We start from the raw sequence: 24,861 nt of genomic DNA, 5'->3' as shown, positions 1-24,861 counted from the left end.
AAGCGCGGGACCGCGCTTAAGCGGCGGACCTCGTCCCAAGCGGCGGGTCCCGTCGCAAGCGCCGGGCCTCGGCTCAATCGCGGGGCCTCGGCTCAAGCGGTGGACCCCGTCCCAAGTGCCGGCCCCCGTCCCAAGCGCCGGGCCTCGGCCCGATCGCGGGGCCTCGGCCCAAGGGGCGGAACCCGTCCCAAGTGGCGGGCCTCGGCCCGAGCGCGGGGCCCGGCTCGATCGCGGGCGGGAGGCAGGGACGGGGGTGCTGGAGCGGGGTGATGCTGGGGGCGGGCTAGTGCGCTGCGGTGGCGGGGGTTTCGTCGTCGGTCCAGACGCGGCCCATGGCGTCCAGGAGGGTGGGGCGGTTGCGGACGATCCAGGCGAGGTAGGCGAGGCCCGCGGCCATCCAGACCACGATGAGGACGAGCGCGACGCGGTTCGGCCCGGTCGGGAGCGGGACGAGCTGCCCGTACATCGGGAGGAGGAGCAGCAGCGCGGCCAGAACCGGGATGACGCCGTGGCGCAGCGCGGAGAACTCGGCGCGGTGCTCGCGGCGGTAGTAGCGGACCAAAGCGATGCTGATCGAGATGTAGACCAGGACCATCGCGACGCCGACGATCTGGCCCGCGAAGCCGTACATGCCGAGCGGGCCGATCCACAGGCCGCCGACCAGGGTGGCGGCGAGCGAGAGGATCATGTAGCAGGCCAGCGCGGCCTGCGGGACCTGGCCGTGGCCGACGGTGCCGAGGACGCGCGGCAGCAGCCCCTCGCGGCCCATCGCGAAGACCACCCGGACCTGCGCGGTGACGCCGGAGATCAGGTTGGCGAACTGGCTGTTCAGGACGGTCAGCGCGAGCAGCCAGCCGAGGCCCCAGTAGCGGTGCATCAGGGTCGTCCAGGGCTCGGCGTCGTTGCGCAGCGCGGCGTGGTCGCCGAAGCCGGTCGCGGCGGCGAACCCGGAGAGGACGTAGAACGCGCCGATCGCGAGGACGGCGGTGAACAGCGCGATCGGGATGGCGCGCCGCGCGGACCGCGCCTCCTCGCCGAGCGTGCCGGCCGACTCGAAGCCGATGAACATCAGGATGCCCCAGAGCATCCCCTTGCCGAGGCCGCCCAGGCCGTCCGGCGAGGAGGACGGGCTGAACGGCGCGAGGCTGACTCCGTCCGCGCCGCCCTTGCCGAGGATCATGCCGAACAGCGCGAGCAGCACACCCAGCTCCAGCACCAGGAAGACCAGCGCGGTCTTCGCCGACTGGGACACCCCGAGAGCGCTGATGCCCCACACCGCGGCGCCGTAGAGCAGGGTGAGCAGCCACCATGGAACGTTCCAGCTCAGTTCCGCGCGGAGGAAGTCGTGCGTGTACGAGCCGATCGCGGACAGCAGCATCGGCGCGACCATCCCGTACGCGAGCAGCAGCAGCCATCCGGACGCGAACCCGCCGCGCCTGCCGAACCCGTGCGAGTTGAAGGTGTAGGCGAAGCCCGCCGTCGGCAGCTTGCGCGCGAACGAGGCGATCACGGAGGCGACCAGCAGGCACACGACCATCGCCAGCAGGATCGCCAGCGGCAGCGCGTACCCGGCCGCCGACGCGGCCAGCGGCGTGTTGAAGAAGACGCTGGTCGCCGGGCCCATGAAGGCCATCGAGATGACCGCCGCGCCGACCGCGCCGAGCGCGCCCCGGCGCAGACCGGGTGATTGCTGGGACATTCTTCCCTCCAGGGGCTGGAACGGACCGCCGGAAACGTGGACTTCGGGTTGCCGCCGGGCCCGGGGCCAGGGGCCCGGAGCCGGGTGCCGCTAGAAAGCGGCTGTGCGGCGAAGTCAGGCGGCGCCGCTGGGCGATGCGGCGGCATTGTGGGTCTGGGTGATGTGGTCGAACGAACGTTGCTGAGCGAAGGTGACTGAGTGAACGCGGCCGAGCGAACGTGGTCGAGTGAGCGTGGCTGAGCGAATGTGGGCTAGTGAGCGTGGCTGAGCGAATGTGAGCGAATGGGCGTGGTCGGGCGGAGGTGGGCGAGCGAACGTAGTCGGGCGAATGTGGTCGGGCGAATGTGGTCGGGCGAACGTGGGTGAGTGAACGTGGTTGAGTGAATACGGCCGGGTGGATGATGACGTTGGACGGGTGTGGCTGGGTGGGTTTGGTTAGGCGACGCCGTTCGTTGGGTGGCCTTCGGCGTCGTGGACGGGGTGGAGGTTGAGGGCGCCCTCGCGGATGCCCGCCACGGCCTGCGTCCGCCCCCGCGTGACGAAGACCTGCGGACGGAAGCAGAAGACGACCGTGTCGCCCGTCCGGACGCCTCGTGCGCGCGCGTCGGGGATGCGGCAGTAGTAGTGGATCGCGCCTGGATCGGCCGTCTCGACGTCCAAGACCTGCAAGGAGTCTTCGGACGATCCGACGAGCGCTCTCAGCTGGTAGTCGCCGAGCACCTTGTCGACGTAGTAGCCGGCGGCGAACACGTAGGCGTCGTCGCCGTCCAGATGCGAGACCTCGGAAACATAGACGATCGCCGGGACCTCGGGCTGGGACGGGTCGAACAGGTGCAGCGGCGTCGTGCCGTGCAGGCCGTTGCCGGGTTCGACGTGCGTCGCGCCGAGCCGCGCCTGCTCGGCGAACGTCCCGGCGGACGTGGTGCCCGGCGCGTTGACCTGCGTGATCTCGAACCCGGCGGCGCGCAGGCGGGCGGCCGCTTCGAGCGCGGTCGCGAAGTTCCGGGTCGGGACGACCGTCCGCGCGGACGCGTCGGCGAGCATGCACGGGAAGTTCGTGACGCCCGTGACGCGCAGCCCGTCGAGCGCGTCGACCTGCTTGGCCGCGTCCTCGATGGAAGCGAGCGGGAAGCCTCCGGCGTGTCCGAAATAGTAGGTGTCCTCCGGGCCGCGGACGCGCAGGAGCACCGGCTGGACGCGTCCGGCGCGCTCGGCGGCGGCGCTCAGCCGTTCGGCGACGGCGAGGTCGAAGACGGTGAGACCTCGGGTTCGGCGGCGATCACCGCGTCCTCGGTGCCCCGGTGCGGCTGGACGAGATGACCGACATGCCCGACACGGACACCCGCCCGCCGGACCGCCTCCATGTCCTGGAGATCGACGCAGACGGCACTGCCGATGCCCGCCTCGGCGATCGCGCGCAGCGCGTCCGGGTTACGACCGAACTGCTTCGACATGGCGTAAAGGTTCAGGCCCGCTGATCGAGCGGCCGCGACTTCCGCGGCGGTATTCGCGCGAAGCGCGTCCAGATCGATGAGGTAGGTGTTGGCGCGCACGCGTCCCTGCCGGTGCAGCCGCACGGCGGTGGCGGCGAGGGCCGGGTTGGTGTCACGCAGACGGCGCAGGAACATGGCTTCCCTCCCGATCGAGGTGGTCGAGGACGGACGCGGCGACACCGCCGAGGTCCGGCTGGTCGACGTCCAGGTCGCGGTACAGCGCGTGCAGGGCGGTCACCCACGCGCCGACCGCGCCGCCCGGCTCGCCGAGCGCGGACGGCCGCAGCTCGGGCGGCGGTTCGGTGACGTCGGCGAGCCGCTCGCGCAGGCCGTCCAGCCAGGGCGCGAAGGACGGCGCGACACCGCCGGACAGCACCACGACCTCGGGCTCGTACGCGACGGTGACCGCCGTGAGCAGGGTGGCGAGGGCCTCGCGCGCCTCGTCCAGGACGGCCCGGGGCGCGCCCTCGGCGAAGATCCGCGCGGCGTCCGGGACGGGGTGGCCGAGGGCGCGGGCGCGCCGGACCATGCCGCCGCCGGAGATCGCGTCCTCCAGCGTGCCCGGCCCGTGCCGCAGCACCCCGAACTCGCCGACCGACCCGGTGCGTCCGGTGAGCGGGCGGCCGTCCAGCGCGACCGCCGCGCCGAGGCCGGTGCCCGCCGCGATCATCACGACCGAGCCGCGTCCCCGCGCCGCGCCCGCGGTCATCTCGCCGACCAGCGCCGCGTTCACGTCGTTGCCGAGCAGCGTGGTGCCGGGCAGGTCCGCGGCCAGCGCGTGCCGGAACGCGGTGCCTTCGAGCTGCGGCAGGTTCGGCGCCGTCCGGACCGCGCCCGTGGCCGGGTGGACGGCTCCGGGCAGCCCGACGGACGTCGCGACCAGATCGTCCCCGGCCAGCTCGCGGACCCGTGACGCCAGCCATCCCGCCAGCTCGGACGTGGTGGTCTCGTGCGGCGTCGGCTCGCGGTGCCACGCCCGGACGCGTCCGGCGGCGTCGGTGACCAGGAACCGGGTGGTGGTGCCGCCGAGATCGACACCGCAGACCGCGCGGTCCTCGCCCGCCAGCCGCAGCGCGAGCGCCTGCCGCCCGGGCCCGCGCCCGCGCTCACCGCCCGCCAGCGGCCCGGCCTCGCGGACCAGGCCGTCCCGCACCAGCTCGTCCACCACGCGGGTGACCGTAGCCTTGCTCAGCCCGGTCGCCTGCGCGACCGCGATCCGGCTGGCCGCGCCGCCCGCCAGCAGGGTGCCCAGCACCGCCGCCCGGTTCGCCCGGCGCGCGTCGCTGCTCTCCACCCGCGTCCCCCTTTTGGTTTCAGGGTGAAACTAATAAGCGCAGGTATACCCGGCGGGCCACGCGCACGTCAAGGACGAGTCGGACGAACGTCGAGGTCAGGAGCCTTGCAGGTAGTTCCGGAGCTCTCGCGTGTAGCCGAGGACGGCCTTCCGCTCGTCCGCGGACGGGGCGGTTCCGAAGCCGTTGGGACCGGATCCGGGCGCCTCGGTCTCGGGGAGCAGCCGAGGACCAGGAGACGGTGATGATCAGGTTGGAGACGCGGAACGACGCGGACGGCGCCGGCCAGTTGGCCTCCTCGCGGATACCCGCGAACCCGGGCATTCCCGACAGGACCCCGTACGCGTCGCCGAAGCCTCCGCGCGCACGGGCCGACGCGCCGAACATCAGCACGTGGCGGTAGCGGTGCTGGCTCACGGTCAGCTCGCCGAGCCCGAGCGGCCCGGCGCTCGTGACGTTCCACGCGCAGTCGGGCCCGGCCTGGTTGCTCGGCGTGGTGGGGTTCTCATGGAGCGACGGCGGCTGCAACGCTCCGCAGGGAAGCGCGTGCGCGAACTGCCCCTTGTCGATGAACCCACCCGGATCGGCCTCCAGGACGCCCACGACCACGGCGACGACCAAGAGGAGCACGAGCACGGGCCTTGAGGGTGCCTTCTTGCGCCGCCACCATGCCGGCAGGATCCGCCTCCGCCGCGGACCGGCCGCAGCAACCGACGCCACAGACACCTCATCACGCACCAAGGTCGACCGCCCCCGCCGAACACCCCCACCAACAGCCCCAAAGCGCCCACCGGTCACCCCCGTCGCACCCCTCACCCCGCCACGGCCACTCCCACCGCCCGCCCCGCCAGGGCCGCGCCCGCCGCCCGCGCCACCGAGGCTGGTCCCGCCGCTCGCGCTGCCCGCCCCGCCGGGGCCGCCCGCGCCACCAGGCCCGCCTGCACCAGTCGCACCGGCCGCGTCGCCAGCACCGGCGGAGCCGCTCGCGCTGCCCGCGCTGCCCGCGCTGTTCGCGCTGCCCGCGCTGTTCGCGCTGCCCGCGTGGCCAGGGCCGCCGGGACCGTTCGCGCTGCCCGCGCTGCCAAGGCCGCCCGCCCCGCCGGGGCTGCTTCCGCCGCTCGCGCCGCTCTCACCAACGAGGCTGCTCCTGCCGCTCGCGCCGCCAGGGCCGTTCGTCCCGCCGGGGCCGCTCGCATCGTTCGCGCCGTCCGCGCCGTCCGCGCCGTCCGCGCCGTCCGCGCCGTTCGCGCCGTCCGCACCGCTCGCACCGCTCGCACCGCTCGCACCGCTCGCGACGTTCGCGCCGCCCGCGCGGGTCGCACCGCCCGCGCGGGTCGCACCGGTCGCGCTGCGAGGACCGGCGGAGCTGTTCGCGCTGCTCGCGCGGCCAGGGCTGCCGGGGGCGGTCGGGCCGCTTGCAGCGGTTGTGCTGTTGGGGCTGCCAGGGGCGGTTGTGCTGCTCTTGCGGCCAGGGGCGCTCCCGGCGCTTCTGGTGGTCGGGCTGGTTGCGTTGGACGGGGTGGTTTCGCTGGTTGTGTTGGAGGGGCCGGATGCTTCGAAGGCGAACTCTCTGAGGTCGGTGGCGACGGCAGAGGCTGGGCCGGGGCGTTTGGTCTGTGGCTTGCTCAGCAGCGCGCGGATCAGGTCGGATAGTTCCTGCGGGACGTCCGGACGCTTCGATCGCGCGAGGGGCGGGGGAGACCTGAGCACGGCCCGCCGCATTGCGGACGCCGACGACCACGAGAACGGCGGCGAGCCGGTGAGTAGCGCATATACGAGGCCGCCGAGCGCATACAGGTCCGTCTGGGCGTCCAAGCGGCCGCCCGAGGACAGGCGCTCGGGGGCCAGGTGGGCGATCGTTTTTCGGGTCGCTTCGTCATCGGCGTCGAGCGCGCCGCCCGCTTGCCGCGCGTGGGCGGCGGTGATGCCTGCGAGGCCGAAACCCGTGACCTTCACCGCGTCCTGCGGGGACCCGTCCAGCAGGGTCACGTCGGCCGGGGTGAGGCTGCCGTGGACGACCTTCATCCAGTGCGCGGCGTTCAGGGCGTCCGCGACCTGTACGCCGATCGCCGTGGCCCGCTCGACGGGCAGGCCGTCCGGGTGCTCCTCGATCAGCTTCGCGAGGGAGCGTCCGGACGGCCGTTCCATGACCACGTAGAGGTCGTCGCCGTGCGTCCCGCAGTCGCGGGTCTGCGCGATGTTCGGGTGGTGCATGCGGGAGCAGACCTTCACGTCGCGCGCGAAGGCGGCCATGAGCGAGCCGTCCGGATCGTCCGGTGCGGGGAGGAGGCGGACCGCGACCGGACGGCTCAGGCGCAGGTCCGTCGCGCGCCAGGAGCCGTCCGCTCTGGGGCCGTCGGGTGGCGCGTCCAGTCGGTATCGGTCCGCCAAAATGTCCCCGCGTTCGGTCACCTTCCGATCATGGGGCACTTCCGGTCGTCCGCACTACCGAAACGGCATGTCCGCATTGCCCGGGGGTTCAGCGCCAGCGGGCCGGGACGCCGTGGTGCGGGGTGTCGGCGAGGACGCGCCGCTCGCCGCCGAAGTGCGGCCAGAGCCGCAGCGTCAGCACCGGAAGGCTGTGGTAGTCGCCGTCGACCGCCTGCTCAAGGTGGAGGTGCGCGAAGGGCGCGTCCGGCGTCGCCTGGGCTCCGGCGCGTTCCACGGAGGCGGTGACCCGCGCCTGCTCGGCGGGCGAGAGGTACTGCCACATGATCGAGTGCCACACGACCGTGACCACGTCCGGACACGGCTCGACGCCTTCGAGGAAGGACGCGGCGTCCGCGCGGACGACTGTCGCCGGGACCCGCGCGGCGACCTCCAGCGCGCCGCGCAGCCGGGCGACCCGCTCGTGTTGGTCGGGCCAGACGAACGACAGCAGCCGGGTCCCGTCCGCGACCGGGTCCACCGGGGCGAGGTCGCAGCCCGTCCGCTCGATGATCGACAGCCCGGACGTCAGCGGCGGCGGCGAGCCGAGCCAGCAGTCGCGCAGCACCACCGGCGAATCGGACGGGCCGAAACCCACGTCCGCTGACGCGTGACCGGAAGCCGGACCGCCCGGTACGTCGCCGGAACCCGCGCTGGCTGACGCGTGCTCGGGGCCTGAACTGCGCGCGTGCCCGGAGCCCAGGGCGGCTGGTATGTCGTTGGGGGCTGCGCCGGCTGACTCGTAGCGGTAGTGGTCGGCGCGGAGGTTGAGGCCTGCGCTCGCCCCGACCTCCAGCAGGCGGACGGGGCGCTCGCCGATCGCGGCCATGATCGCCAGCAGGCCGCCGGTCAGCGGGGCGGCGCGGCCGACCTCGTTGGTCTGCGGGGCGCCGGTCATCGCGGCGCGCACCTCGTCCGGACGGTCCGCCAGCAGCGCCCGGAACGCGGGCCAGGCGGCGAGCGGGTCCGCCGTCCCGCCAGCTGTCGGGTAGTGCGCGGCCAGCTCGGGCGCGCGGCCCTCCAGCACCAGCCGGTGCACCGCGCCGAGCAGCCGCAGGGCGCGGCCGGCGTCCGGGCCGTCCGTCATCAGGTCCGCGACCGGACCGTCCGCGTCCTTCGCGGCGCGGCGCAGGAGCTCCGCGTACATGGGGGAGCCGCCTTGCTCGCAGGTCATCGCCTGGGCGAGCAGCGCGGCGCGGATCTCAGCTGTCATGTCCTGAATTCTGCCCGTTGACCCAAAAGATCTTGATTGGGACGATCGCGTCCACTCACATCCGCGATCGGGGGGCTCCGCGAGGGGCGAATCAGGGAGGCGCATGACGCCCATGGACCGACACGGAGGACGACACCGCAGGCGTGCCGTCGCGGTGCTCGCGGCGGCGGCCCTCGCCGCCGGGCTCGCAACGGCCGCGCACGCCGACGCCGGCAGGACCGACACCAGCAGCAACACCAAGCTCGCCCGCAAGCTCGTCAGGGAGGTCACCGCGGACAACGCCTGGCGGCACCTCCAGGCACTCCAGAAGATCGCCGACCGGAACAAGGGGATCCGCGCGTCCGGAACGCGCGGCCACGTGGCGTCCGCCGAGTACGTCGAGAGCAGGCTGCACGCTGCCGGGTACCGCACGACCCGGCAGCCGTTCACCCACGACGACTTCGTGTTCATCGCCTCGGAGGGCCGCGTCGTCGCGCCGTCCGCCCGGACGCTGCACCCGCTGGTCGCGCGGTTCTCGGCGAACACGCCGGAGGGCGGCCTGACCGCGCCGCTCGCCGTCGTCCCGTTCGCCGGGGACGCGACGCCGGGCTGCGAGCCGTCCGACTACGCCGGCGCCGACTACACCGGGAAGATCGCCCTGATCCCGGCGGGCGGCTGCGGCAACACGGTCAAGCAGAAGACGGCCGCCGCCGCGGGCGCCGCCGCCGCGCTGATCAACACCAACAACCCCAACCCGGACATGATCCTGCGCACCCGCCTCACCGCGGCGGACGTCAAGATCCCGGTCGCGTCCATCGGACGGGGCGAGGCCGACGCCCTCGCCGCCGACGCGCGGAGCGGACCGGTCACCCTCACCGTCGACCTGCGCGGCCGCGCCACCAAGGTCGACACCTTCAACGTGATCGCCGAGACCCCGACCGGACGCGCCGGCAACGTCGTCATGCTCGGCGCGCACCTCGACAGCGTCACCGAGGGGCCGGGGATCAACGACAACGGCTCGTCCAGCGCGATGGAGCTGGAGACCGCGCTCCAGCTCGCCCGGCACTTCAAGCAGGTCAGGAACAAGGTCCGGTTCGCGTGGTGGGGCGCCGAGGAGCACGGCGACCTCGGCTCCGGCGCCTACGTGGCGCAGCTGTCCGACCGGGAGAAGGCCGACCTCGCCCTCTACCTGAACTTCGACATGATCGGCTCGCCGAACTACGCCCGGATGGTCTACGACGGCGACGACAGCGACCACGAGGGCGCCGGCCCCGGCCCGGAGGGCTCGGCGCAGATCGAGAAGGTGATCACCGGCTTCCACGGCTCGCGCGGGCTGCCGACCGTCGGCCGCGACTTCGACGGACGGTCCGACTACGGCCCGTTCATCGCCGCCGGGATCCCGGCGGGCGGCGAGACCAGCGGGTCCAACCTCATCAAGACCGAGGAGTGGGCGCGGCTGTTCGGCGGCAAGGCCGGGCAGTCACTCGACTGGTGCTACCACTCGGCCTGCGACACCGTGCGCAACGTCAACCGGACGATCTTCGGCCAGCTCGGCGCGGGCATGGCCTGGGCCACCGGCCGCTTCGCCCTCGACATCTCCGACGTCACCGGCGACGACCCCGTCCAGCGCGCGCACGCGCGAGCGAAGGCTCCGAAACCCCTCGTCCACCTCACCGCGGACGAGGACTGACAACCCGCCCCCGAACGCCCGGCCCGACCGGGTCCGCACGTCCTGACCGAAGGCCGCGCATGTCTCGACCCGGAGGCCGTGCGCGTCCCTGGCCTGAAGGCCGTGCGCGTCCTGCCCCGAAGGCCGCGCGCGTCCTGACCCCAGAGGCCGCGGGCGTCCTGGCCTGAAGGCCGTGCGCGTCCTGATCCGAAGGCCGTGCGTGTCCTGACCCCGGAGTCCGCGGGCGTCCTGGCCTGAAGGTCGCGCGCGTCCTGATCTGAAGGTCGCGCACGTGCTGCGCCTGAAGGCGGCGCGCGGCCTGGTTCGGACGGCCCGGGTGTCGTGATCCGGGGGCCCCGCACGTTCTGCATGTCCAGGACGTGCGGGGCCTCCCCCGGCGGACGCGGCGGTCTCAGAAGCTGGACACCGGGCCCGAGCGGCCCCGGCGACTCAATAGGATCGTGGGCATGCTGCGCTGGTTGACCGCGGGGGAGTCCCATGGCCCGGCCCTCACCGCGATCGTGGAGGGCCTTCCGGCCGGTGTGCGCGTGACCTCGGCGGACATCGCCGAGGACCTGCGCCGCCGGCGGCTCGGGCACGGGCGGGGCGCCCGGATGAAGTTCGAGCAGGACCAGGTGTCGATCCTCGGCGGTGTCCGGCACGGCGTGACGCTCGGCGGGCCGGTGTCGATCCAGGTCGGCAACACCGAGTGGCCCAAGTGGGAGACCGTGATGTCGGCCGACCCGGTGGACCCGGACGTGCTGGCCGCGCAGGCCCGCAACGCGCCGCTCACCCAGCCGCGTCCCGGCCACGCCGACCTCGTCGGCATCCAGAAGTACGGTTTCGACGACGCCCGGCCCGTCCTGGAGCGGGCGAGCGCGCGGGAGACCGCCGCGCGCGTCGCGCTCGGCACGGTCGCCAGGGCGTTCCTCAAGCAGGCCCTCGGCGTGGACGTGGTGAGCCACGTCGTCTCGCTCGGCGAGATCGAGGCGCCGGAGGGCGTCGCGCCCGGCCCGGACGACCTCGCCGCCGTGGACGAGTCGCCCGTCCGGTGCTTCGACGCCGACGCGTCCGCGAAGATGGTCGCGCACATCGACGAGCTGAAGAAGGCCGGTGACACGGTCGGCGGCGTCGTCGAGGTGCTCGCCTACGGCCTCCCGCCCGGCCTCGGCAGCCACGTGCACTGGGACCGGCGGCTCGACTCGCGTCTCGCCGGCATCCTGATGGGCATCCAGGCGATCAAGGGCGTCGCGGTCGGCGACGGCTTCGAGACCGCCCGGCGGCCCGGCTCCCGCGCGCACGACGAGATCGACAACACGCCTGACGGCGTCCGGCGGAGAACGAACCGGGCAGGCGGCATCGAGGGCGGCATGACCACCGGCGAGCCGCTGCGCGTCCGCGCCGCGATGAAGCCGATCTCGACCGTCCCGCGCCGGCTCGACACGATCGACGTCGCGACCGGCGAGCCCGCCAAGGCGATCAACCAGCGCTCCGACGTCACCGCCGTCCCGGCCGCGGGGGTGGTGGCCGAGGCGATGGTCGCGCTGGTCCTCGCGGACGCCGCGCTGGAGAAGTTCGGCGGCGACTCGGTCGCGGAGACCGCCCGCAACCTGACCGGATACCTGTCCTCCCTCACGATCAAGTAGAGGAAACGATGGCCCGTCCCAAGGCCGTGATCATCGGCCCGCCCGGCTCCGGCAAGTCCACCGTCGGCGCGGCGCTCGCCGCCCGCCTCGGCGTCCCGCTGCGCGACACCGACGCCGACGTGGAGGCCGCCGCGGGCAAGCCGATCGGCGAGATCTTCGTGGACGACGGCGAGGAGCGCTTCCGCGAGCTGGAGCGCGCCGCGGTCGCCGCCGCGGTCGCCGAGCACGAGGGCGTCGTGGCGCTGGGCGGCGGCGCGATCCTGGCCGCCGAGACGCAGGAGCTCCTCGCCGGCGGCCACACGGTCGTCTACCTGGAGGTCGGGCTGGCCGAGGCGGTCAAGCGCGTCGGGCTCAACCAGGCGCGTCCGCTGCTCGTCCTGAACCCGCGCAGCCAGCTGCGCAAGATGCTCGAAGAGCGGCTGCCGATCTACGAGCGGCTGGGCACCGTCCGGGTCAAGACCGACGCCCGGACGCCCGAGGAGGTCGTCGAGGAGATCGTCGCCGCGCTGGAGACCGCCTCGTGACCCGACGCGTCCACGTCGGCGGGGCGGACCCGTACGACGTCGTGATCGGCGAGGACGTCCACGGCGCGCTGCCCGGGCTGCTCGGGGAGCAGGTCCGGACGGTCGCGGTCGTCCACGACCAGGCGCTGTCCGGGCTCGTCCGGCCGGTGGTCGCGACGCTGGACGCGGCCGGGTACGCGGTGCACGAGCTGCCCGTGCCGTCCGGCGAGGCGGCGAAGGAGGTCGGCGTCCTCGCCGGGCTCTGGTCGCGGTTCGCCCAGCTCGGCATGACGCGGACGGACGCGGTCGTCGGCGTCGGCGGCGGCGCGACCACCGACCTCGCCGGGTTCGCCGCCGCGTCCTGGCTGCGCGGTGTGAAGGTCGTGCACGTCCCGACGACGCTGCTCGCCATGGTGGACGCGGCGGTCGGCGGCAAGACCGGCATCGACATCCCCGAGGGCAAGAACCTGGTCGGCGCGTTCCACCCGCCCGCCGGGGTGCTGTGCGAGCTGTCCGCGCTCGCGTCCATGGACCGGGTCGACTACGTCAGCGGGCTCGCCGAGACGATCAAGGCCGGGTTCATCCGGGACCCGAAGATCCTCGACCTGGTGGAGGCCGACCCGGAGGGCGCCGCCCGCCCGGACGGCCCGCACACCGCGGAGCTGGTCGAACGCGCGGTCCAGGTGAAGGCCGACGTGGTGTCGGCCGACCTGAAGGAGAGCGGCCTCCGCGAGATCCTCAACTACGGGCACACCCTCGCGCACGCGATCGAGAAGGCCGAGGCGTACCGCTTCCGGCACGGCCACGCCGTCGCCATCGGCATGGTCTACGCCGCCGAGCTGGCCCGCCTCGCCGGACGCTCCGACCTCGTGGACCGCACCGAGCGCGTCCTCGCGTCCGTCGGGCTGCCGGTCACCTACAACGCCGACGCCTGGGACGAGCTGCGCCCCGCGATGACCATCGACAAGAAGTCCCGCGGAGCGACGCTCCGCTTCGTCGTCCTGGACGGCCTGGCCGAGCCCGGCCGCCTGGAGGGCCCGGACGAGGCCCTGCTCACCGCCGCCTACCAGAGGGTCGCCCTGTGAACTCCGCCGCCTACCGGGGGATCGCCCTGTGAACTCCGTCCTCGTCCTGAACGGGCCGAACCTGCGCCGCCTCGGCACCCGCGAACCGGACGTCTACGGCGCCGACACCTTCGACGACCTGGTGGCCCTGTGCCGCGACACCGGCCGCCGCCTCGACCTGCACGTGGAGGTCCGGCAGACCGACGACGAGGCCGAGATGATCGGCTGGGTGCATCAGGCCGCGGACGAGCGCATCCCGGTCGTCCTGAACCCGGCGGCGTTCACGCACTACTCCTACGCCCTCCGCGACGCCCTCGCGCAGCGCACCGCGCCCCTCGTCGAGGTGCACATCTCCAACCCGGCCGCGCGCGAGGAGTTCCGCCACAACTCGGTCGTCGCGGGCGTCGCCACCGGGACGATCGCGGGCTTCGGCCTCATGTCCTACGTCCTCGCCCTCCAGGCCATCGCCGAGATCCTCGCCGAACAGTCCCAGAACCACCCATCGACCGACTGACCGCCCAGTCCCGGACGCCGTCCGGCGGCGGGCTGATCGCGCTGGCTCGGATGCCTTCCGGCGGACGGCTGACCGCGCCGCGGCGCGCCGCGGCTGCGAGCCGCGCAGATCCAGCCGCCCTCCAGCCGCCCTCCGGCGGCTGACCCGGGACCGCCGGCTACTCGATGGCGGTGCGGGTGAGGGCTTTGAGTTCGGCGACCACGGCGTCCAGGGGGCGGAGGTCGCGCTCGGCGCGGCAGAGGATCGTGGCGCCCTCGACCGCGGACACGATGAGGGTGGCGAGGCGGGCGGCGCGGTCCGGGGAGGCGCCGGCGTTCTCCAGGCCGGTGGCCAGGGTGTCCTGCCAGCGCGCGAAGGCGCTCGCGGCGGCCTGGACGAGCTGCGGCGCGTCGTCGTGCGACTCGACGGTGACCGCGACGACCGGGCATCCGGCGCGGAACTCGCTCTTCAGCAGGACACCGCGCCACCAGCCGACGAAGGCGTCCACGGCCGAGGCCGCGTCGCCGCCCTCCACGGCGGCCTGGATGCCCGCGTTCAGGAACTCGCCCGCGTACTGGACGGCCTCCTCGGCGAGCTGCACCTTGCCGCCCGGGAAGTGGTGGTAGATCGACCCGCGCGGGGCGCCGCTGTGCGCGATGACGTCGCGGAAACCCGTCCCGGAGTAGCCGCGCTCGCGGAAGAGGTAGGCGGCGCTGCGCACCATGCGTTCACGGCTGTCGGTACCCATACCTGCGATTATGACATTCATCATAAGCTTCCCGGGTTGACCATGACGAGCGTCATAGCGACGCTGGGTCATGACGGTCGTCATAACCGTCGCGGCTGGGCCGCCGGAAGGTGGAGGCCCCACGAAGGGGTGCCGGAAGGCGGAGGTTGGACCGCCGGGCCGCGACAAGGGGACGCCGGAAGCCGGGATGTTGGAAGGCCCGGGACGCTGGGGACGCTGGAGGGTGGACGTTGACCGCGGGTCTGGAACAGCTGAAGCAGGCGATCAACATGGGGGCGGAGACGGGTGTCGGCGTCGGCGCGCTGCTCGGCATGACCGCCGAGACGCTGGAACCGGGGCGCGTGGTGTTCGCGCTGACGCCGGACGCGCGGTTCAGCAACCCGCTCGGGACGGTGCACGGCGGCGTCCTGTCCACGCTGCTGGACTCGGCGATGAGCTGCGCAGTGCACACCACGCTGCCCGAGGGCGCCGGCTACACGACGCTGGAGCTCAAGGTCAACTTCGTCCGCGCGGTGCCGGTCGACGGCGGGCGGCTGAGCTGCGAGGGGACGACCGTGCACGTCGGACGGCGGGTCGCGACGGCCGAGGGCCGGATCGTGGACGGGAACGGGAAGCTGGTCGCGCACGGCACGACCACCTGCATGGTCTTCCCGCCCGTTACCGACCAGTAGGGTTCGGGGTGGGCCACTCATCGGACGGAGAGCACCGTGATCGAACTGAAGCGCGAGGGGGACGTTTTCGTCCTGCGCATGGACGCGGACGAGAACCGCTTCCACCCCGACTTCCTCGCGGCCGTGGAGCAGGCGCTGGTCGAGGTCGAGGAGGCCGAGGGGCCCAAGGCCCTGGTCACCACCGGCACGGGCAAGTTCTACTCCAACGGCCTCGACCTGGACTGGCTCGGCGCGCACCAGGACCTGTTCGCCGAGTACCTGGAGTCGGTCCACGCGGTGTACGCGCGGATCCTTGAGCTGCCCGCGCCGACCGTCGCCGCGATCAACGGGCACGCCTTCGCGGGCGGCGCGATGCTGACGCTGGCGCACGACTTCTCGGTCATGCGCACCGACCGCGGCTACTTCTGCCTGCCCGAGGTGGACCTCGGCATGAGCTTCACGCACGGCATGAGCTCGCTGATCCAGGCCCGGCTGACCGCCCCGGTCGCGCACGAGGCCATGATCACCGGACGGCGGTACGCGGCCGAGCAGGCCCGCGAGGCCGGGATCGTGCACGCCACCGCCGCCGAGGCCGACGTGCTGCCCGCCGCGATCGGGCTGGCAGCGTCCCTGGCCGGCAAGGACGGCAGGACCGTCAAGGCCATCCGGGAGGGCATGTACCGGCCGGCGATCGCCGCGCTGCGCGGCCCGGCCCTGGCGAAGTAGCCCGCACCGGCTACGTTGAACACCAACAGAATCTGATTCGGTTCGTCTGCGGGAAGGATGCCGGGCATGCGCATCGGGATGGCCCTGAACTACTCGGGCGGCTTCAAGGAGACCGTCGCCGAGCTGGCCGACTATGAGAAGGCCGGCCTCGACATCGTCTACGTCGCCGAGGCCTACAGCTTCGACGCGGTGAGCCAGCTCGGCTACATCGCGGCGAAGACCGAGCGGCTGGAGATCGCGTCCGGCATCCTGCAGATCTACTCCCGGACGCCGACCCTGATGGCGATGACCGCCGCCGGGCTGGACTACGTGTCCGAGGGGCGGTTCACGCTGGGCATCGGCGCGTCCGGGCCGCAGGTCATCGAGGGCTTCCACGGCGTCCCGTACACCGCGCCGCTCGGCCGGACGCGCGAGATCGTCGAGATCTGCCGCAAGGTGTGGCGGCGCGAGCGCCTGCAGCACGAGGGCGCGCACTACAACATCCCGCTGCCGGAAGGCCAGGGCACCGGCCTCGGCAAGCCGCTGAAGATCATCAACCACCCGGTGCGCCCGGACATCCCCGTCCTGATCGCCGCGATCGGCCCGAAGAACGTCGAGATGACGGCCGAGATCGCCAACGGCTGGGAGCCGATCTTCTACCTGCCGGAGAAGGCCAAGGACGTCTGGGGCGAGGCCCTGGCGGCCGGCAAGGCCAAGCGCGACCCGGCCCTCGGCGAGCTGGACGTCGTCGGCCAGGCGCACCTAGCGATCGGCGACGACGTGCAGGACTTCCTGGAGTTCGGCCGTCCGATGGCCGCCCTGTACATCGGCGGCATGGGCGCCAAGGGCAAGAACTTCTACAACAACCTCTGCCGCCGCTACGGCTGGGAGAAGGAGGCGGAGGAGATCCAGGACCTCTACCTCGCGGGCAAGAAGGACGAGGCCGCCGCCAAGGTCCCGTACGAGCTGCTGGAGAAGATGTCGCTCATCGGCTCCGAGGGGCACGTCCGCGAGCGGCTCGCCGCGATGAAGGAGTCCGGCGTCACGACCCTGAACGTCGCGCCCATCGCCGGTGACCACAAGGGCCGCATCGCCCTGATCGAGAAGATCAAGAAGATGGCCGAAGAGGTCTGACGCCCTCCGCCCGTCCCGCCCCGGTGAGCCAGGTCACCGCCGGGGGGTCTGACGTCTACTGGACGGCCCGCCGCCGGTGAGTCCTTCTCACCGCCGGCGGGCCGTCGGCGTGAACGGACGGGACCTTTCGCTCGCGGTCCTGCTCGTTTCTGTTCTTCTGATGTGCGGTTCTTCGGATGTGTCGTTTGACGAGCGGTTCTTCGGATGTGCTCTGCGATCGCGATGAGTTCGCGGCCGGGCGCGAGTCGTTCTGGGTGACGACCAGAACGACGCCCCATCGGGAGGACACCATGACGAACACGCCGGACGACCCGACCGCCGCGCTGCCCGGACGTCCGCCCATCGTCGACCGCGACACCTGGCAGGCCGCCCGCGACGAGCTGCTGATCCGCGAGAAGGCGCACACCCGCGAGGGCGACGCCATCGCGGCCGCCCGCCGCCGCCTGCCGATGGTGGAGTTCGACGGGACGACCGAGATCGTCGGCCCGGACGGCCCGATCCCCTTCATCGACCTGTTCCAGGGACGCGAGGAACTCCTCGTCTACAAGCACATGTGGCACGACGGCGCGCCGCACCAGGGGCAGTGCGAGGGCTGCACGACCATGGCCTGGCACCTGCGGGACGCGGTCTACCTCAACGCGCGCGGCGTCTCGTTCGCCATCCTGACCACCGGCAGGTGGGACGAGGTGGCCCCCTTCGTCGAGTTCATGGGCTACACCCAGCCCTGGTACTCGGTCCGCGACGTCCCGGAGCCCGTCGGCGGCGCGATGGGCTACATCACCAGCTACCTGCGCGAAGGCGACCGGACGTTCCTGACCTACGCCACGAACGCGCGCGGGAACGAGCCGGCCACCGGCTCCTTCGGCCTGCTCGACATGACGCCGTACGGGCGCGGCGAGGCATGGCAGGACAACCCCGAGGGCTGGCCCAAGGGGAACCACCCCTGCTGGTACTGGCGCACGGACGTGAACGGAAACGGCGACTGGGGCCCGTCCAGCCGTCCCGCCCCCCAGTGGACCCGCCCCGGCGCCACCCCCGAAACCACCCTCGGCCGCCAGGGTGACCACTGACACCACGAGTCTCAGAGCGCGGCGGTTACTTCCTTGGCTGCGCGTTCGCCGGAGCGGACGGCGCCGTCCATGTAGCCGGTCCAGAAGGTGGAGGTCTCGGTGCCCGCCCAGTGGATGGGGCCGCACGGTGTTCGCAGGGCGGGGCCGAACTCGGTGAGGACGCCGGGCGGCGCGATGCCGACGGGGCCGCCGCCGCTCCAGGTCTCGTTGTCCCAGCGCTGGAAGGCGGTGCGGACGGGCGTCCTCGCCTTGTCGCCGAACAGGGCGGTGAAGGACGCGAGGCCCGCGGCGCGGACGTCGTCCGGCGACGCGCCGTCCAGCCTGCGGATGTTCGACTGGTTCATGAAGCCCATCAGGATGCCGCGCGAGCCGTCCGGCGGGCTGTTGTCGAAGGTCGCGTCGATCGCGCCGCTGTCGGCGACGGCCTGGCCGGTCAGGCCGTCCGCGCGCCAGAACGGGGTGTCGTAGACCGCGACGAACTTGGCGATCGAGCCCATCGGGTAGCGCTGCATGAGCTGCGCGCGCGAGGCGGGCAGCGCGGGGGAGTAGTCGATCCTGTTCGCGATCGCCGGGGACATCGCGACGACGGCGCGGCGGCAGGTGGCTGTGACGCCGTCGGCCGCGACCGTGACCGTTCCGCCGTCGACGGTGATCGAACGAACAGGCGCGTTGTACCGGATCCGGTCGCCGAGCTTGGCGGCGAGCCGGAGCGGCACCTCCTGCGAGCCGCCGACGAACCGCGACTCCTGGCCGCCGCCCTTGGTGTTGATCAGGCGGTCCACGGTGCCGGGGTTCGACTCGTCGCCCGCCGAGGCGATGTAGTTCAGGACGTAGAGAAGCGACACGTCCTTCGAACGAACAGAAAGCGTGGACGAAACGAACTCGTCCATCAGGAAACGCGCACCCGAGCTGAGCGAGTGCGAACGTGACCAGGTGAAGAACGTCTGGCTGTCCCAGTCCTCGGCGTCCGGGGCCTTCCACGGCTCGCCGACCGGGACCTTGCTCGCCATCCCGCCGAGCATGAGCAGCGCGGTCTCCAGGTCCAGCACGCCCCAGTCGGGAGGGACGGCGCCGAGCAGGCCGTCCGTCGCGTAGAGGGAGCGCTTGCCGTCGCGCAGGTAGACGTTCTTGCCGGTGTTGTAGGTCGGGAACGTCGCGACGCCCATGTCCTTGGCGAGGGCGGCGATCCGGTCCTGCGTCGGGCCGATGAACTCGGCACCGCCCTCGCTGGTCGTCCCGTCGCCGAGGGGCATCCCGTAGACGCGTCCGCCGGGGGCGGTCGCGGGCCTCCAGGACGAGGACGGACCGTCCGGCGTTGCTCAGGTCGCGGGCGGCGGTGAGGCCCGCCAGGCCCCCGCCGACCACCACGACGTCCACGGAAAGGGAGGCCGTTTCACGGGCGGGGGCGGCGGCGCGGGCGGGGGAGGCGAGTGCGGGGGAGGTGACGGCGGCTCCGGCGGCGGTGAGCGCTCCGGTGCCGAGGAGTCGGCGGCGGCTGAGGACGGACATGAGCATCTCCAGTGGGGGAGGGGCGAGCCGCGCTCGGAGCGGTCCGCTGCGCGGGCCGCGAACGGCGCCCTCTGGGGGGTCGGGGAGAGATGATCAGCTGCGCCGGACACCGTAGGGCACCGCTGCGGGGAAGTCGAGAGTTCTTCACGTTCAACGATGAACTACAGTCCGATCATGGGGGAGACACAACGCGAACGGCGGCGGGCGCTCGGCGCGCTCGTCGCGGCGGCTGGCGCGGACGCGCTGCTGGTCACGCGCCTGGTCAACGTCCGGTACCTGACCGGGCTGGACAGCTCGAACGCCGCCGCGCTGATCCGCGTGGACGGCCCGGACCTGCTCTGCACGGACGGCCGGTACGCCGGGACGGCGGAAAAGGTCGCGTCCGACATGGAGATCGTGGTCGACCGGAACCCGGACGCCGCGCTCGTCGGCCTCGCCGCCGACGCGGGCGCGGACACGCTCGGCTTCGAGCCGCACCACCTCACCGTCGAGCGCCACGCCGAGCTGGTCGCGCTCGACCACGGGGTCGCGTTCAAGCCGCTCGGCCACCAGGTCGAGGAGCTGCGCGTGGTGAAGGACGAGGGCGAGATCGACCTGCTCCGGCGGGCGTGCGAGATCACCGACGAGGCGTTCGAGGCGCTGCTGCCGTCCGTCCGGCCGGGGATCACCGAGCGTGCGCTCGCGGTCGAGCTGGACCGCTACATGATCGACTTCGGCGCGGACGGTCTGGCCTTCGACACCATCGTGGCGTCCGGGCCGAACGGCGCGATTCCGCACCATTCGCCCGGCGCGCGCGAGCTGGCGTCCGGCGACCTGGTCACCTTCGACTTCGGCGCGCTGGTCGGCGGTTACCACGCCGACATGACCCGCACCGTCGCGGTCGGCGCGCCCGCCGCGTGGCAGCGCGAGCTGTACGACCTGGTCAGGAGCGCGCAGCAGGCCGCCGTGGCCGCCGCGGAGCCGGGCGCGGAGTACGTCGCGGTGGACGCCGCCGCGCGCGACCTGATCGCCGGGGCGGGGTTCGGCGACGACTTCCCGCACGGGCTCGGGCACGGCGTCGGCCTGGAGATCCACGAGGCCCCGCTCATGGGGCCCCGCGCGACCGGTAAGCTGGTGGATCGAGTTCCGATCACCGCCGAGCCGGGGGTCTACCTCGCCGGCCGGGGCGGAGTCCGCATCGAGGACACGCTCGTGGCGCGGACGGGCGGGCCGGAGCTCCTCACCAAGACGACCAAGGACCTGCTCGTCCTCTAGCCGACCGGCGGACGGGGCGCGGTCCGCCGACCGGGAGAACACCTGTGGCGACGACGAACGACCTGAAGAACGGTATGACGCTGAGGCTGGAGGGCAACCTCTGGACCGTTCTGGAGTTCCAGCACGTCAAGCCCGGCAAGGGCCCCGCGTTCGTCCGCACGAAGATCAAGAACGTGCTCACGGGCAAGATCATCGACAAGACCTTCAACGCGGGCAGCAAGGTGGAGGTCGCCTCGGTCGACAAGCGGGACATGCAGTACCTGTACCGCGAGGGCGAGGACTTCGTCTTCATGGACACCGAGACCTACGAGCAGCCGCACATCCCGGCCGCCGTGGTCGGCGACGCCGCCAAGTACATGCTGCCCGAGCAGACCGCGGTGATCGCCTTCAACGAGGAGAACCCGCTCTACGTCGAGCTGCCCGCCGCGGTGGTGCTGGAGATCTCCGAGACCGAGCCGGGCCTGCAGGGCGACCGCTCCACCGGCGGCTCCAAGCCCGCCACGCTGGAGACCGGCGCCCAGGTCAACGTCCCGCTGTTCATCACCACGGGCGAGAAGATCAAGGTCGACACCCGCTCCGGCGAGTACCTCGGCCGCGCCTGATGGCCGCTCGCACCAAGGCGCGCAAGCTCGCCCTGGACGTGCTGTTCGCCGCCGAGCTGCGCGAGGAGAAGCCCACCGAGGTCCTCGCGCAGCGCGGCCGGCCGAACCAGGGCGAGCTGGCCGAGTACCCGCACGCCGTGCGGATCATCGAGGGCGTGGAGCGCAACGCCGAGCGCATCGACGAGCTGATCTCGACCTACGCGACCGGCTGGACCCTCGACCGGATGCCGGTCGTCGACCGCAACATCCTGCGCATGGGCCTGTTCGAGCTGCTCTGGGTGGACGACGTCCCGGACGGCGTGGCGGTCAGCGAGGCGGTGTCGCTCGCCACCGAGCTGTCCACCGACGAGTCCCCGCGCTTCGTCAACGGCCTCCTCGCCCGCATCCAACAACTGAAACCGTCCCTCTCGGTGTAACGGAACCCGGGCTGACGGGCTTGTCTCGGCAGGGGCCCGGCCAGGCACGCGAACGCGCGTAACCAACCGCGCGGGCGCGATGCCGAAGGCGAGCGTCCGCGCGGTTGATCGCAAAGCGATGCCGCCTTCGCCAGGGCACGGTCACGGAGCGAGCCACCAGGCGAGCGCAGTGGGCCGGGACCTTTCCAACAGAGCCTAGGGCCTGTTTCGAAGTGGCCTCGGCCATGCGCGCGAACGCGTGACCAGCGCGGTGCCGCGACGCCGGAGGCGAGCGGCACCGCGCTGATCGCGAAGCGATGCCGCGTTCGCCCAGGCACGGTCACGGAGCGAGCCGCTAGGCGAGCGCAGTGGGCCGTGACTGCGTAAGCACGCCGCTAGGCGAGCGCAGTGGGCCGGGACTTTGAAATACGGCCTAGGGTGGGGGGACATGAGCGGTGAGAGGGGCGCGGGCGCGCCCGCGCAGCAGAACTGGCGCAACCGCGGCGGCGGCCGGGTGCGCGGCGCGGTCCTTTGGGACGTGCTGCGCGAGGTGCTCGCCCGGGTGGCCCCGCAGGGCCCGTGCGACGTCGTGGACGTGGGCGGCGGCACCGGCGGGTTCGCCGTGCCGCTCGCCGAGCTCGGCCACCGGGTGACCGTGGTGGACGCCAGCCCCGACGCGCTCGCCGCGCTGGAGCGGCGCGCCGCCGAAGCCGGCGTGAGCGTCCGCGCGCTTCAAGGCGACGCGGGCGACCTGCCCGACCTGCTCGGCGAGTCCGCCGCCGACCTGGTGCTCTGCCACAGCGTGCTGGAGTACGTGGACGACCCGGCCGAGGCGATGGCCGCGCTGACCCGGGTCGTCCGGCCCGGTGGCGCGGTCAGCGTGCTGGTGGCCGGGCAGATCGCCGCCGCGCTGCACCGCGCCGCCGCAGGCCGCTTCGACGACGCGCACCGCGTCCTCACCGACCCCGACGGCCGCTGGGGCGAGCACGACCGGATGCCCCGCCGCTTCACCCGCGAGACCCTCGCCGAGCTGGCCGGACGCGCCGGACTCACCGCCCGCGAGCTGCACGGCGTCCGGATCTTCGCCGACCTCGTCCCGAGCGCCCTGCTCGACGAGGCCGGCGCCACCGAGGACCTCGTCGCCTTGGAGCGTGCCGCCTCCGTCCACCCCGTCCTGCGCGAGCTGGCCACCCAACTCCACCTCGTAGCCGAACGCCCCTGATGGCGGCCCCTCCGCCCGGCCGACCCGGCGCCGGGATGTGGTGTTCTCGGAGGTCGTGAGGGGATTCGGGTGGCGCGGACTGTCGGACCGGGGATCTAGGTTGGTGGCATGAGCCGGAAGCAGCAGCTGCATCGGCCGGGGCCGCAGCCCGGACCGCCCGCCGACGACACGGGTTGCTCGATCCTGCACGTCGACATGGACGCGTTCTTCGTCAGCGTGGAGCTGCTCGACCGGCCCGAGCTGCGCGGGCGGCCGGTGGTCGTCGGCGGCCTCGGCGGCCGGAGCGTGGTGTCGGCGGCGTCGTACGAGGCGCGCGAGTACGGCGTCCACTCGGCGATGCCGATGACGAGGGCGCGGCGGCTCTGCCCGCAGGCCGTGGTGCTGCCGCCGCGGCACGAGCGGTACACGGCGGTGTCCCGGGCCGTGTTCGAGATCTTCCGGTCGATGACGCCGCTGGTGGAGCCGCTGTCGGTGGACGAGGCGTTCCTCGACGTCGCAGGCGCCCGCAAGCTGTACGGGCGGCCCGCCGAGATCGCCCGGCTCGTCCGCGAGAAGGTCTTCGAGCAGCAGGGCGTGACGTGCTCGGTCGGGGTCGCGCCGACCAAGTTCGTGGCGAAGCTGGCGTCCACCCGCTGCAAGCCGAACGGCCTCCTGGTCGTCCCGGCGGACGGGGTGGAGGAGTTCCTGCACGCGCTGCCCGTCGCGGCGCTGTGGGGCGTGGGGGAGCGCACGGAGCAGCAGCTGGCCCGGCTGGGTCTGCGCTCGGTCGGGCAGCTCGCCCGGGTGCCCCTCGCCACGCTCCAGCGCGAGCTGGGCAACGCCCTCGGCGCCCACCTGCACGAGCTGGCCTGGGGGCGCGACCCGCGGCCGGTCGTCCCGGAGAGCGCGGACAAGAGCATCGGCGCCGAGGAGACCTTCGACACCGACCTGGACGACCCGGACGAGATCCGCCGCGAGCTGCTGCGGCTGGCCGAGAAGGTCGGCGCGCGGGTCCGCGCGGCCGGGTACGCGGGCCGGACGGTGAGCATCAAGCTGCGCGACGGCGACTTCAAGACGATCACCCGCGCCCGGACCCTCCGCGAGCCCACCGACCTCGCGAGAGTGATCTATGTCACAGCGTGTGAGCTCTACGAGGCGTCCGGCTGGGAGCGGGTACGACTCCGTCTGGTGGGCGTGCGCGTGGAGAACCTCACCCCCGCCGGCGACGCTCCGCGCCAGCTCGCGCTGGACGAACCGGAGACCGGCTGGCGGGAGGCGGAGCGCGTGATCGACCAGGTCGCGCACCGGTTCGGTACCGGCGCGGTCCGTCCGGCCGCGCTGGTCCGGCGGAGCGACGGGCGCCCCACCGCCCGGGACGGACGGGACGGCGGTGACGGGAGGGGATGAGGCGGATGCGGAGATGAACGGCGAAGGGTCCGCGGTAGGCCGTTCGCTTTCGTTGACCTGTCCGGGCTCGTATTCTGGGCATATCACCGTTGAGGTTCTCGTCCTGCATCGGATACCCCGTCGCGGGGCAGTCGTTGGGAGGCGCCGTGCCGCTCTCTGATCACGAGCAGCGCATGCTCGACCAGATCGAGCAGGCGTTGTACGCCGAGGATCCGAAGTTCGCCCATGCGGTGCGCTCCACGAGTCCTCAGGTGCACTACAAGCGCCAGATGATCAAAGCCGCGCTGGGCTTCGCCGTCGGCGTGTGCGCCCTGATGGCCGGGCTGGTGGCGAACGCGGGAGCGGTCACCATCGCGGTCAGCGTGGCCGGGTTCCTGCTCATGGTCGCCTGCTGCGTCTGGGCGCTCACCAGCTGGAAGCGCATGACCGGCATCGCCGAACCGGCCCGCGGCGGCCGCCGCGCCGCCTCCGGCGGAGGCCGGTCCCGGCGCTCCCAGCGCTCCGGCTTCATGGAGCGCATGGAAGAGCGCTGGCGCCGCCGCACCGAAGAGCGCTGACCCCCGCCGAGCCCGCCCGCGCATCCCCCCACCGCGCGAGGCGGGCCCAGCACTGCCCCAACCCCAACCCCATGGCCCCGATCCCGGTCCTAGTCCCAGCTGCGGCTGTGGCTTGTGTCGCGGGTTGGGGAGGGGGGGGTGTCCAAGTGAA

The 24,861-nt window shown here is 72.8% G+C and carries 23 protein-coding genes and 1 pseudogene; 15 read left to right on the top strand and 9 right to left on the bottom strand.

The features are described 5' to 3' along the window. Positions 1-283: 283 nt before the first annotated feature. The 6 genes from FHU30_RS18105 to FHU30_RS18080 all read right to left on the bottom strand — a co-directional run bounded on the left by FHU30_RS18105 (position 284) and on the right by FHU30_RS18080 (position 8,124). Positions 284-1,699, bottom strand: coding sequence for an APC family permease (locus FHU30_RS18105; protein ID WP_253877182.1), 1,416 nt, complete (start codon positions 1,697-1,699; stop codon positions 284-286). Between the two features lie 435 nt (positions 1,700-2,134). Next, positions 2,135-2,926, bottom strand: coding sequence for an alanine racemase (locus FHU30_RS18100; RefSeq protein WP_253878036.1), 792 nt, complete (start codon positions 2,924-2,926; stop codon positions 2,135-2,137). Then, positions 2,923-3,327 (bottom strand): alanine racemase, encoded by a 405-nt coding sequence (locus FHU30_RS18095; protein ID WP_253877180.1) that lies wholly within the window; start codon positions 3,325-3,327, stop codon positions 2,923-2,925. Before FHU30_RS18095 ends, FHU30_RS18100 begins: the two co-directional genes overlap by 4 nt. Then, positions 3,305-4,486 carry an ROK family transcriptional regulator gene (locus FHU30_RS18090; RefSeq protein WP_253877178.1) on the bottom strand — a complete coding sequence of 394 codons (1,182 nt, stop codon included), beginning with the start codon at positions 4,484-4,486 and terminating at the stop codon, positions 3,305-3,307. The genes FHU30_RS18095 and FHU30_RS18090 overlap by 23 nt, the downstream gene beginning before the upstream one ends. Positions 4,487-4,505: 19 nt before the next feature. Beyond that, a complete protein-coding gene (locus tag FHU30_RS18085) occupies positions 4,506-6,896 on the bottom strand; it encodes a serine/threonine-protein kinase (protein WP_253877176.1) in 2,391 nt (796 codons plus the stop codon). Positions 6,897-6,963: 67 nt separating this feature from the next. Beyond that, entirely contained in the window at positions 6,964-8,124 is a 1,161-nt protein-coding gene (locus tag FHU30_RS18080; protein ID WP_253877174.1) for a DUF2332 domain-containing protein, read from the bottom strand. 112 nt (positions 8,125-8,236) lie between these two features. On the opposite strand from FHU30_RS18080, the gene FHU30_RS18075 reads away from it, so the two are divergent. From FHU30_RS18075 to aroQ, 5 genes are all read left to right on the top strand, one after another. Beyond that, on the top strand, positions 8,237-9,793 hold the full coding sequence (locus FHU30_RS18075; RefSeq protein ID WP_253877172.1) for a M28 family peptidase: 1,557 nt from the start codon (positions 8,237-8,239) through the stop codon (positions 9,791-9,793). A gap of 446 nt (positions 9,794-10,239) precedes the next feature. Then, on the top strand, positions 10,240-11,418 hold the full coding sequence (gene aroC, locus FHU30_RS18070; RefSeq protein ID WP_253877170.1) for a chorismate synthase: 1,179 nt from the start codon (positions 10,240-10,242) through the stop codon (positions 11,416-11,418). An 8-nt stretch (positions 11,419-11,426) separates the two neighbouring features. Further along, entirely contained in the window at positions 11,427-11,942 is a 516-nt protein-coding gene (locus tag FHU30_RS18065) for a shikimate kinase (protein WP_253877168.1), read from the top strand. Beyond that, positions 11,939-13,006: a 3-dehydroquinate synthase gene (gene aroB / locus FHU30_RS18060; protein ID WP_253877166.1), complete on the top strand. Its 1,068-nt coding sequence runs from the start codon at positions 11,939-11,941 to the stop codon at positions 13,004-13,006. Before FHU30_RS18065 ends, aroB begins: the two co-directional genes overlap by 4 nt. 28 nt (positions 13,007-13,034) lie before the next feature. Continuing rightward, a complete protein-coding gene (gene aroQ, locus FHU30_RS18055) occupies positions 13,035-13,499 on the top strand; it encodes a type II 3-dehydroquinate dehydratase (RefSeq protein WP_253877164.1) in 465 nt (154 codons plus the stop codon). Positions 13,500-13,656: 157 nt separating this feature from the next. Here aroQ and FHU30_RS18050 read toward each other — a convergent pair whose 3' ends face one another. Next, positions 13,657-14,226, bottom strand: coding sequence for a TetR/AcrR family transcriptional regulator (locus tag FHU30_RS18050; RefSeq protein WP_253877162.1), 570 nt, complete (start codon positions 14,224-14,226; stop codon positions 13,657-13,659). A gap of 230 nt (positions 14,227-14,456) precedes the next feature. Between FHU30_RS18050 and FHU30_RS18045 the strand changes: the two genes are divergently transcribed. From FHU30_RS18045 to FHU30_RS18030, 4 genes are all read left to right on the top strand, one after another. Next, a complete protein-coding gene (locus tag FHU30_RS18045) occupies positions 14,457-14,897 on the top strand; it encodes a PaaI family thioesterase (protein WP_253877161.1) in 441 nt (146 codons plus the stop codon). 36 nt (positions 14,898-14,933) lie between these two features. Further along, positions 14,934-15,602, top strand: a complete 669-nt coding sequence (locus FHU30_RS18040; protein ID WP_253877159.1) for an enoyl-CoA hydratase-related protein — start codon at positions 14,934-14,936, stop codon at positions 15,600-15,602. A gap of 66 nt (positions 15,603-15,668) precedes the next feature. Beyond that, positions 15,669-16,715, top strand: coding sequence for an LLM class F420-dependent oxidoreductase (locus FHU30_RS18035; RefSeq protein WP_253877157.1), 1,047 nt, complete (start codon positions 15,669-15,671; stop codon positions 16,713-16,715). 290 nt (positions 16,716-17,005) lie between these two features. Further along, positions 17,006-17,785, top strand: coding sequence for a DUF899 family protein (locus FHU30_RS18030; RefSeq protein ID WP_253877155.1), 780 nt, complete (start codon positions 17,006-17,008; stop codon positions 17,783-17,785). Between the two features lie 11 nt (positions 17,786-17,796). Here FHU30_RS18030 and FHU30_RS18025 read toward each other — a convergent pair whose 3' ends face one another. Further along, the gene (locus FHU30_RS18025) at positions 17,797-19,038 is read right to left on the bottom strand and encodes a flavin monoamine oxidase family protein (RefSeq protein WP_253877153.1); all 1,242 of its coding nucleotides are present in this window, start codon (positions 19,036-19,038) and stop codon (positions 17,797-17,799) included. A gap of 55 nt (positions 19,039-19,093) precedes the next feature. Beyond that, positions 19,094-19,294 (bottom strand): annotated as a pseudogene (locus FHU30_RS46145) (twin-arginine translocation signal domain-containing protein); the annotation flags it as partial. Between the two features lie 174 nt (positions 19,295-19,468). Here FHU30_RS46145 and FHU30_RS18015 point away from each other — a divergent pair. The 6 genes from FHU30_RS18015 to FHU30_RS17990 all read left to right on the top strand — a co-directional run bounded on the left by FHU30_RS18015 (position 19,469) and on the right by FHU30_RS17990 (position 24,710). Beyond that, positions 19,469-20,548 (top strand): M24 family metallopeptidase, encoded by a 1,080-nt coding sequence (locus tag FHU30_RS18015; protein ID WP_253877151.1) that lies wholly within the window; start codon positions 19,469-19,471, stop codon positions 20,546-20,548. Positions 20,549-20,592: 44 nt separating this feature from the next. Beyond that, positions 20,593-21,150: an elongation factor P gene (gene efp / locus FHU30_RS18010; RefSeq protein ID WP_253877150.1), complete on the top strand. Its 558-nt coding sequence runs from the start codon at positions 20,593-20,595 to the stop codon at positions 21,148-21,150. Next, positions 21,150-21,566, top strand: a complete 417-nt coding sequence (nusB, locus tag FHU30_RS18005) for a transcription antitermination factor NusB (RefSeq protein WP_253877149.1) — start codon at positions 21,150-21,152, stop codon at positions 21,564-21,566. The genes efp and nusB overlap by 1 nt, the downstream gene beginning before the upstream one ends. 427 nt (positions 21,567-21,993) lie before the next feature. Beyond that, positions 21,994-22,767: a methyltransferase domain-containing protein gene (locus tag FHU30_RS18000; RefSeq protein WP_253877148.1), complete on the top strand. Its 774-nt coding sequence runs from the start codon at positions 21,994-21,996 to the stop codon at positions 22,765-22,767. A gap of 108 nt (positions 22,768-22,875) precedes the next feature. Next, positions 22,876-24,153: a DNA polymerase IV gene (locus FHU30_RS17995; RefSeq protein ID WP_253877147.1), complete on the top strand. Its 1,278-nt coding sequence runs from the start codon at positions 22,876-22,878 to the stop codon at positions 24,151-24,153. A gap of 146 nt (positions 24,154-24,299) precedes the next feature. Continuing rightward, on the top strand, positions 24,300-24,710 hold the full coding sequence (locus FHU30_RS17990; RefSeq protein WP_253877146.1) for an SCO2097 family morphological protein: 411 nt from the start codon (positions 24,300-24,302) through the stop codon (positions 24,708-24,710). Positions 24,711-24,861 lie beyond the last annotated feature (151 nt).

The organism is Actinomadura rupiterrae (assembly GCF_024172125.1).
Taxonomy (GTDB): Bacteria; Actinomycetota; Actinomycetes; order Streptosporangiales; family Streptosporangiaceae; genus Spirillospora; species Spirillospora rupiterrae.
The sequence above is the reverse complement of the archived record's forward strand: the minus strand, read 5'-3'. Positions and strand labels throughout refer to the sequence as shown.

Bases quoted from the DNA above. Each gene is read 5' to 3' on its own strand.
- FHU30_RS18035 (WP_253877157.1), top strand. From the start codon at position 15,669: ATGCGCATCGGGATGGCCCTGAACTACTCGGGCGGCTTCAAGGAGACC.
- FHU30_RS18015 (WP_253877151.1), top strand. From the start codon at position 19,469: ATGGGGGAGACACAACGCGAACGGCGGCGGGCGCTCGGCGCGCTCGTC.
- FHU30_RS18080 (WP_253877174.1), bottom strand. From the start codon at position 8,124: ATGACAGCTGAGATCCGCGCCGCGCTGCTCGCCCAGGCGATGACCTGC.
- FHU30_RS18050 (WP_253877162.1), bottom strand. From the start codon at position 14,226: ATGGGTACCGACAGCCGTGAACGCATGGTGCGCAGCGCCGCCTACCTC.
- FHU30_RS18030 (WP_253877155.1), top strand. From the start codon at position 17,006: ATGACGAACACGCCGGACGACCCGACCGCCGCGCTGCCCGGACGTCCG.
- FHU30_RS18065 (WP_253877168.1), top strand. From the start codon at position 11,427: ATGGCCCGTCCCAAGGCCGTGATCATCGGCCCGCCCGGCTCCGGCAAG.
- FHU30_RS18075 (WP_253877172.1), top strand. From the start codon at position 8,237: ATGGACCGACACGGAGGACGACACCGCAGGCGTGCCGTCGCGGTGCTC.
- FHU30_RS17995 (WP_253877147.1), top strand. From the start codon at position 22,876: ATGAGCCGGAAGCAGCAGCTGCATCGGCCGGGGCCGCAGCCCGGACCG.
- aroC (WP_253877170.1), top strand. From the start codon at position 10,240: ATGCTGCGCTGGTTGACCGCGGGGGAGTCCCATGGCCCGGCCCTCACC.
- nusB (WP_253877149.1), top strand. From the start codon at position 21,150: ATGGCCGCTCGCACCAAGGCGCGCAAGCTCGCCCTGGACGTGCTGTTC.
- FHU30_RS18105 (WP_253877182.1), bottom strand. From the start codon at position 1,699: ATGTCCCAGCAATCACCCGGTCTGCGCCGGGGCGCGCTCGGCGCGGTC.
- FHU30_RS18095 (WP_253877180.1), bottom strand. From the start codon at position 3,327: ATGTTCCTGCGCCGTCTGCGTGACACCAACCCGGCCCTCGCCGCCACC.
- FHU30_RS18025 (WP_253877153.1), bottom strand. From the start codon at position 19,038: ATGCCCCTCGGCGACGGGACGACCAGCGAGGGCGGTGCCGAGTTCATC.
- FHU30_RS18000 (WP_253877148.1), top strand. From the start codon at position 21,994: ATGAGCGGTGAGAGGGGCGCGGGCGCGCCCGCGCAGCAGAACTGGCGC.